At 66.1% G+C, this 4,900-nt stretch carries 4 protein-coding genes and 1 pseudogene; 3 read left to right on the top strand and 2 right to left on the bottom strand.

The annotated features are described in order from the left end of the window. Positions 1-901 precede the first annotated feature (901 nt). Both RMO30_RS08910 and RMO30_RS08905 read right to left on the bottom strand, forming a co-directional pair. Complete coding sequence (locus RMO30_RS08910) at positions 902-3,040, bottom strand: DEAD/DEAH box helicase (RefSeq protein ID WP_309712184.1); 2,139 nt, start codon at positions 3,038-3,040, stop codon at positions 902-904. A gap of 165 nt (positions 3,041-3,205) precedes the next feature. Next, complete coding sequence (locus tag RMO30_RS08905; RefSeq protein WP_309712182.1) at positions 3,206-3,583, bottom strand: DUF6804 family protein; 378 nt, start codon at positions 3,581-3,583, stop codon at positions 3,206-3,208. A 24-nt stretch (positions 3,584-3,607) separates the two neighbouring features. On the opposite strand from RMO30_RS08905, the gene RMO30_RS08900 reads away from it, so the two are divergent. The 3 genes and pseudogenes from RMO30_RS08900 to RMO30_RS08890 form a co-directional block, all read left to right on the top strand. Beyond that, positions 3,608-4,246: a hypothetical protein gene (locus RMO30_RS08900; protein WP_309712179.1), complete on the top strand. Its 639-nt coding sequence runs from the start codon at positions 3,608-3,610 to the stop codon at positions 4,244-4,246. A 115-nt stretch (positions 4,247-4,361) separates the two neighbouring features. After that, positions 4,362-4,709, top strand: coding sequence for a GIY-YIG nuclease family protein (locus RMO30_RS08895; RefSeq protein WP_309712177.1), 348 nt, complete (start codon positions 4,362-4,364; stop codon positions 4,707-4,709). Between the two features lie 9 nt (positions 4,710-4,718). Next, positions 4,719-4,900 (top strand): annotated as a pseudogene (locus RMO30_RS08890) (acetylornithine deacetylase); the annotation flags it as partial.

Raw genomic sequence — 4,900 nt, 5'->3', positions numbered from 1 at the left:
AGGCGATCATGCCGACATCGTGGCGCCTACGGGATATCGCAGGTCGTCGACATCCACAGCTGGTTGCTCGGGGGGCGGTTTCGATACACCCGCTACGCGGGCACTCAACCCGCGGAGCCGTTAAACACGAACGACCCCGGGTCTAGAAATCCCAGGGCCGTTCAGTGGTCGACTTGGCGTCCGCGACCCGCGAGCTCTCGGGCCGAAGCAGCCCGCGCGTCGTCCGGTTTTGACACCGGGGACCCGCAAAGCACCGCCTCCGTGCCGCTCGGGTTTGACCCCATGCGACCGGTCTGCGGTCCCTCGACCGGCGGCTGTGACACCGTCCGTTCCGGGTTTCGCCGTATCGGTTGAGTCGAGATTACTCAGCCCCACGCGGCGCGCAACCCGTCAAGTCTCGCTAGATAGTTGAGAGTTCGCGGTCTCGATACGCCCGATCGCGCGGGCACTAGACCCGAAGTGCCGGTGGCTCCGCGAAATACTGACGGCGGTGATGTCGTCCGCGAAGATTCGCTTTTACCCCCGTAAATGCGATTCGCGTAAGTGACGAGATCACCGCCGTCTGGCTAGTCCCCCAACTAGTGCTCTTGAAGAGTAGCCAGCTATGCAACAACCCCGCTGTCCCCAGTGGGGGTGTCCGCATCGTGGGGGACACGATGGGGTACACGGGTACAACGAACGGCCCCCGAAAACCGCGTTCCCGCCGGACTGCGCTCCTAAGAACACAGCCGGGGGTTCGTCGAGCCTCGAGGGCCGTTCTGTTGCCTTCAGGTTTCCCTTCCGGCGAACACCAGATTACTCAGCGGTGAACAGCGCGCAACCCGTCAACTTTCGCTAGATAGTTGAGAGTTTGGGTCTCGACACGGGTTTCGATACACCGGCTACGCCGGCACTCAACCCGCTACTCGACCACCGAGTCTGTGAGCAAGGAAACGAGAGCCTCCAGCTGCACGGAACCTTCGGCCGCCTCGAACTCTTCGCCGTCGAGGGCACGCGCCGCAAGGCCGGCCTTGCTGTCGATGAGTTCCGAGATGCGGCCGTCGATGGTGCCTGCGGCGATGATGCGCCACGCGGTGACCGGAAGTTCCTGACCGATGCGGTGTACGCGGTCGATCGCTTGGGTCTGCTCGGCGTTGGTCCACGACAGTTCGGCGAGAACGACGTTGGATGCCACCTGCAGGTTGATGCCGACGCCCGCTGCCGTGAGCGAGCAGACAGCGACCGCAACCGTCGGGTCGTTGGTGAACGCGTCGAGCGCGAGCGTGCGAGCCTTCGTGGTCTGCTCGCCGCGGATCGACACCGTCTTCAGCCCCGCCTTCGCGAAGAACTGTTCGGCCGCATCCATCACGTCGATGTGTTTGGCGAAGAACACCACCTTGCCGACGTTGCGGGCGAGGTTGACGGTGTAGTCGGCCGCCGGAACGGCCTTCGCCTGCCCGATACGCCGCACCATCGCGAACACGTTGGTGCCGTCGGATCCACCCCCGCGCGACTCTTCGAGTTCGGCGGCGGCGACCATGCGGATGGCCTCCTCCGGCGACGTGTCGGGGCGTGCCGCGGTGAGGCGGCGGTAGCGTTCCACGAGCCGCGCGATGAGTGCCTGCTCGGCTTCGTAGATCGAGCGGCCTGCTTCGCCATCGAGTTCGACCGGGATGTCGGCGATCCGACGCGCAGGGATGTCGGCGGCGACATCCACCTTCTTGCGACGCACGATGCCCATGTCGATCACGGCGCCCCGAGCGGCGGAGAAGAAGCCCGGGTCGCCGGGGTTCAACTCGGTCTCTTCGAGTCTGCGCATCAGGGCGGTGAGCGGCTTCTTGTCGTCGATCCAGCCGAGGTACTGCCAGATCATCCTGAAGTCTTCGATCTGGTTGATCAGCGGCGTTCCGGTGAGGGCGACGAACAGGGCGTTCGGGGTGACCGAGCGGATGTTCTTCGACAGCGACAGCACGTTCTTCGACCGCTGCGAGTCCTTGTTCTTGATGAAGTGCGCCTCGTCGACGACCATGCCCTTGAAACCGCGGCGGGAGAGCCAGGCGACGTGCCGGTCGAGCACCTCGTAGTTGACGATGACCACGTCAGCGAACGCGTCGATGTCGTCACCGTCACCGTGCACGACGGTGGCGACGCGGTGCGGCGTCCACTTCTCGACCTCGCGGGCCCAGTTCACCTTGACGACGTTCGGCACGACGACGACGAGCGGATACGTGCCCGACGCTTCGGCGGCAAGCAATGCCTGTGCGGTCTTGCCGAGACCCGGCTCGTCGGCGAGCAAGTAGGTGCGGTGGCCGGCGCGGGCGCTCTCGATGAACCGCGCCTGGTGCCGCATCAGCTCTTTGCCACCTGCGGCAGCGAGAGAACGGGCATCGGGCAGATCCATACTCGCGGCACCGCCGCCCGATCCCATCTCGAACGACCGGAACAACGGTTCGATGAGCTCCCAGTTCGCCAGTCGGCCCGCGGTCGACGACTTCGCAGCGGTCGACGAGCTGAAGTCGGGTGCGAGGAACGGGTTCGCCATCTGGTACTGCTTCACCGACTGCGGCACCACGTGCTTCTCGTCGTCGCGTGCAGCGGGCGCCTCGGTGACGACGATGAGATCTTCGGGCGACAGTTCGGCGCCGGCCTCGAGCAGCATCGCCCGCTTCGCCTCCTGAGCTTGCGGCGTCAGCGGCGCGGTGTCCGTCAGCAACTGGATGAGGGAGGTGTCGCGCGACGCCGTCTTCGCCATGATCGTCGCGATGCCGTCGAGACGCGTGAGCTCTTTGGTGCGCTCGGCATCCGTCAGTGCCTTGTCAGTCTTGATGCGGGCGCGCTCCTCGCGCACGAGCGCTGCGACGACCCGGAACTTGATGCGGTTCGACGGGTTGACCTTGCCGCGCTCGGCGGAGTTCTCGATCGCCCGCACGGTGCGCGCGAGGATCGGGATGACACCGGTCTCGTCCTGGTGCTGACGCCGCCGCTGCGATTGCGCGTTCGAGCGCTTGCGGGTCGACGACCTCTGCCCCGAAGGACTCTTGCTCTGCCCGGAAGGGCTCATCGGTCTCCTTGGTTCCCGCGATGCTCCGGGAGCCTTCTGTGCGATCCACCCGCTGAGGCGGACCGGTTCTGATCCAAGACATGCTCCGCGAAACGTACCCAGACCCGGCTTGGCCGGTGGGGTGGGGAGCGGAGTCAGTCTAGCGCAGCCGAGCCGACAGCTGCGTCATCGGCGCTGATCTTCGGGAATCGGCACCTTGATGAACCATCCCGCAAGCAGGAAGACCAGTGCCGCGACATACTGCGCGCCCTGCCATAGGCCGCCCTCGAACGACAATGGCCAGATCGGGTTCCACACCACAGCGATCGCGGCGAACACGGGGAGCCACCACCACTGTTTCGCTTGAAACGCGAACACCGCGACGATGGCGGCGAAGATCGCGACGACGTACCGCACGACCGTGAACGGGCCGTCTTCGAGCACCGTCACCCCGATCAGGAGGGCGAGGGCGGCGATCAGCCCGGGCGCGAGCGCGAGACGGCGATTGCCGGGGTCGGGCTTGGTGCCGTAGCGGCCGGCGGGGCGAGGGCTAGAGGACGGCATCTCTGCAACCCTACGATGTCGGCCATGGGCTTCTTCGACAACATCGCTGACTCCTTCCGCTCGGCCGTCGGATCGGTCGACGACGACCTTCTCACCACCGGCACCCTCGGCCGTGCCGACCTGCTCGGCGTCGACATCTCCAGCACGACGATGCAGTTCGGAAACAGTCTCGTCGAGCGCAAGTGCACGTTCTCGCTGCAGGTCTACCTCCAGAGCGAAGCACCCTACGCGGCGACCTGCGTGCAGCGTGTGCAAGAGATCTACATCCCGCAGCTCGTGCCCGGCCAGACGGCACTCGCAGTGCGCGTCGACCCGGCAGACCGCAGCAAGGTCGCGATCGACTTCGCCTCTGCGGTGCCGAACGTCACCGTCAAGTCGGGCGAAGGGCGCGACAGCGCCAAATGGATTCTGGAGAATGGTGCAGACATCGCCGTCGTGCTCGTCGCGAACCAGCCGATGGGGCTCACCTCGTCGGCGGGCGACCCGGTGCAAGCCCTCACCCTGACGGTCGACAAGGGTGCCGAGAGCTACCAGGTGCAGGTCGGCAACGGGGTTCCGAACAGCGCCCTGCCGCTGCTCTTCCCGGGCTCGAAACTGCACGCGAAACTCGGAGACGGCCCGAACGACGTCGTCGTCAACTGGGCGAAGGGCGCGCGCGCCTAGCCTCTGCTTTTCGGTGGTCGAGTAGCCGCCAGAGGCGGCGTGTCGAGACCCTGTGGGTAACGAACTCGCCTGTGGAGACCGCGGAGCGTCGCACTGCCAGCAACGACGATGGGCCATGCCCTTCACATATATCCTTCGATGCGCCGACGGCAGCTATTACGTCGGCAGTACCCGTGACCTCGAACGCCGCCTGGCGCAACACTCCGCTGGCGAAGGGGCCGTCTACACGCGCCGTCGCCGTCCCGTCGAGCTGGTGTGGGCGCACGAGTTCCAGCTCGTGGACGACGCGTTCGCCCTCGAGAAGAAGGTGCAGAACTGGTCGCGCGCCAAGCGGGAAGCTCTCATCGAGGGACGATTCGATGACCTCCCGGGGCTCAGCGGGAGCGCGTATCGGCGGCGGGGTCTCGACACGCCGCCTTCGGCGGCTACTCGACCACCGAAACCGGGGGCGCCGAGAACCTAGGCTCGGAGCGTGGATGCCGACGCTGCCGTAGAGCACCTCCGGGCGCTCATCCGCGTACCGACGGTTTCTCGCGACGACGCCGACATGCAGGATGCGGCCGCCTTCACCCGCTTTCCCGAGTTGCTCGCCGAGGTCTACCCGCGCACCCACGCCGCGCTGACCGTCGAGCACCTCGACGGGCCGGGGCTGCT

Source organism: Pseudolysinimonas sp., from assembly GCF_031389465.1.
GTDB lineage: Bacteria > Actinomycetota > Actinomycetes > Actinomycetales > Microbacteriaceae > Pseudolysinimonas_A.
Note: the sequence above shows the minus strand (reverse complement) of the source record. Positions and strands in the feature narration are given on the sequence as shown.